At 63.8% G+C, this 3054-nt stretch carries 3 protein-coding genes; 2 read left to right on the plus strand and 1 reads right to left on the minus strand.

All coding sequences use genetic code 11. The features are described from left to right. Window positions 1-631: AAA family ATPase (locus EN955_RS34145; protein ID WP_127223564.1), on the plus strand; the 631-nt coding region annotated here is incomplete at its 5' end. 231 nt (window positions 632-862) lie between these two features. Next, window positions 863-1822: a DUF1402 family protein gene (locus EN955_RS34150; protein ID WP_024502006.1), complete on the plus strand. Its 960-nt coding sequence runs from the start codon at window positions 863-865 to the stop codon at window positions 1820-1822. 117 nt (window positions 1823-1939) lie between these two features. Here the strand turns inward: EN955_RS34150 and EN955_RS34155 are convergent. Continuing rightward, the coding region (locus EN955_RS34155; RefSeq protein WP_127223565.1) for an FAD-dependent oxidoreductase at window positions 1940-3054 on the minus strand (1115 nt) is incomplete at its 5' end.

Genomic DNA, 3054 nt, shown 5'->3' on the forward strand with positions numbered 1-3054 from the left:
GCTCGATCAGGACGAGGTGGTGCGCCGGGCGCTCGATGCCGCGGAAAACGACGGCATCGTCTTCCTCGACGAGATCGACAAGATCGCGGCGAGATCGGACATTTCCGGCGGGCCCTCGCGCGAAGGCGTGCAGCGCGACCTGCTGCCGCTGGTCGAAGGCACCACGGTGGCGACCAAATACGGACCGTTGAAGACGGATCACATCCTGTTCATCGCCTCCGGCGCCTTCCACGTCTCGAAGCCGTCCGACCTGTTGCCGGAATTACAGGGCCGCCTGCCGATCCGCGTCGAACTGCGGGCGCTGGAGAAGGACGATTTCGTGCGCATCCTGACCGAGACCGAGGCCAGCCTGATCAAGCAGTATATCGCGCTGATGAAGACCGAGGGCGTCGAGTTGACCTTCACCGAAGACGCCATCGATTCGCTCGCCGGCATCGCCGTCGATCTCAACGCCAGCGTCGAGAACATAGGCGCCAGGCGCCTGCAGACGGTGATGGAGCGGGTGCTGGACGAAATCTCCTACGATGCGCCCGACCGCAACGGAACGAGCGTCACTATCGACGCCGCCTATGTCGAAAAGCATGTCGGCGATCTGTCCAGGAATACCGACCTGTCGCGGTTCATCCTTTAAACGACGGCGCCGAAACGTTCCGGCGCCGGTCCAGGCAACATTTTCCGGCAAGCAAAATCATGTGTGGCCAGATGGTACCATCTGGCCACCTTTCGTCCTGCCGGGTGAAGGGGCGCTCTCGACTCGACCAAGAGCTTTACCTAGTTTGCGCGGCAATTCTCGATCTCTTGGTTGACGCAATTCCGGAAAACCGTTTCACACTTTTCCTGGAATTGCTTGGGCGGCGGGTGCATGAAAAAACTGATCCTGGTCATTCTCGGCTTGACGCTGGCGGCGACGCTGTTCGCCGCCGAGGCAGCGACATTGGTGCCGCCGGGAAATCGCAATGCCGTGCAGCCCGACATTCCCGGCGCCTCCAGCCGGCGCACGCAGGCCACCAACACCAGCTTCCAGGCGAAGTACCGCAAGGTCTATGCCCTGCTGCAGAACGACGCCGAATTGCGCGCCAAGATCAGGAAGGCGGCGGCCGCCTACGGCATCGATCCCCTGCACATCGTCGGCGCCATCGTCGGCGAGCACACCTACAATGTCGATGCTTATGACCGGCTGCAGACCTACTATGTCAAGGCGATCTCCTATCTCTCCAGCAAGCTGTCCTTCGCCTATGACGGCGAGGACATCACCGACTTCGTGCAGCGGCCGGAATTCAAGAAATGCGCGGGGATGTCCGACAGCTACGATCTGTGGGAATGCCGCGAACAGGTGTGGAACCGTTCGTTTCGCGGCAAGTCGGTCGGCGGGACCAGCTTTCCCGACGACCGCTTCGGCGCCACCTTCTTCCAGCCTTATTATGCCGGCCAGACCTTCGGCCTCGGCCAGCTCAATCCGCTGACCGCCCTGCAGATCAGCGATCTGGTGCACAAGGTTTCGGGCCTGCCCAAGCTCGACGTCGGCGATCCCAATTCGGTCTACAAGACCATCATGGATCCCGACCTGACGCTGCCCTACGTCGCCGCGACGATCAGGAAATCGATCGATGCCTATAAAAGCATTGCCGGCTTCGACATTTCGGGCAATCCCGGGCTGACCGCCACGCTCTACAATGTCGGCAATCCGGAGCAGCGCGCTTATGCCCTGAAGGCGGAGAACGACAGGCGCCGCGCCGCCGGTGAGCCCGAAAAGCTGCCGGAAGAGAATTATTATGGTTGGCTGGTGAACGACAAACTGCCGGAGCTGAAGGCGCTGTTTTAGGGCTGAGGTTCAGAGCCTTTACCTCCGCCTTGTAGTAGGTCGGACCGAAGGTTAGGGGCGGTGCCGCACTCCCATCCCGCAGCTGCGCAGCGGCCCCCAAAAAGGGGGAGCGTAGGCTCAGGCGGCCAACAACGACTTCAGCTTCACATCCTGTGATCCCAGCGCTTCCGGCGCCGGCTTGGCCCGCTTGGCGATCAGCATTTCGGCCAGCCTGATGTCGCGGGCGACCGCGTTGCCGGGGCCGATGCCGCTCGCCGCGACCAGCCTGCCGTCTTCAGCCAAATGGAAGAGGATGAAGGCGCCGTCGCCGAGATCGCGGCGCACGATGTTTTTGCCCTCGTCGGAGAGCCCGGCGATCTGCAGGGACAGACCATATTGATCCGACCAGAACCACGGCACCGCCGCATGCGCCTCGCCGGCGCCGAGCATGTTCCTGGCCGCCAGCGCGCCCTGTTCCTGGGCGTTTCGCCAGGCTTCCAGCCGCACCCGGCGGCCGCCATAGACGGCGAGCGGAAACGAGCAGCAATCGCCGGCGGCAAAGATGTCGGGATCGCTGCTGCGCAGCTCGGCATCGACTGCAATGCCATTGTCGATCGTCAGCCCCGCTTCGGCCGCAAGCCCGGTCACCGGCACGGCGCCGATGCCGATGATCGCGAGGTCGGCTGATATCTCCCGTCCGCCGGCAAGGGTGACGCGCACCTCGTTGCCATCGTCGGCGATGGACGCGATGCCGTCGCCGCACAGGATGTCGGCGCCCTCGGCGACATGCGCCTCATGGATGATTTCCGCGATCTCCGCCGGCACGCCGCGCATCAGGATGCGAGGCTGCGCCTCGATGACGGTGACCGCGGCACCGAGCTTGCGGGCCGCGGCGGCGAGTTCGAGGCCGATAAAGCCGCCGCCGATGATGGCGATACGGTTGCCGGGGGTGAGATGCGCGCGAATGGCGAGCGCATCAGCGAAGGTTCTGAGATAGACGCAGCGCGGACCCAGGCCCGGCATCGGCAGCTTGCGCGGCGTCGAACCGGTTGCCAGCAGGAGCTTTTCGTAAGGCAGGACCGATCCGTCCGACAGGCGCACAGTATGCGCCGTGCGGTCGATCGCGACGGCCTGGACGGAATGGACATGCCGGATCGACTTCTCGGCCAGAATTGCGTCGCTGGCGATCGCCTTGATCCCGGGCGCATCGCTGGCCATCGCCTCCTTGGACAGAGGCGGGCGCTCATAGGGCA

Source organism: Mesorhizobium sp. M7A.F.Ca.CA.001.04.2.1 (assembly GCF_003998485.1).
In the GTDB taxonomy this organism is placed as follows: Bacteria; Pseudomonadota; Alphaproteobacteria; order Rhizobiales; family Rhizobiaceae; genus Mesorhizobium; species Mesorhizobium ciceri.

Excerpts from the sequence above, each read along its gene's own strand:
- EN955_RS34150 (WP_024502006.1), top strand. The coding sequence starts at position 863 with ATGAAAAAACTGATCCTGGTCATTCTCGGCTTGACGCTGGCGGCGACG.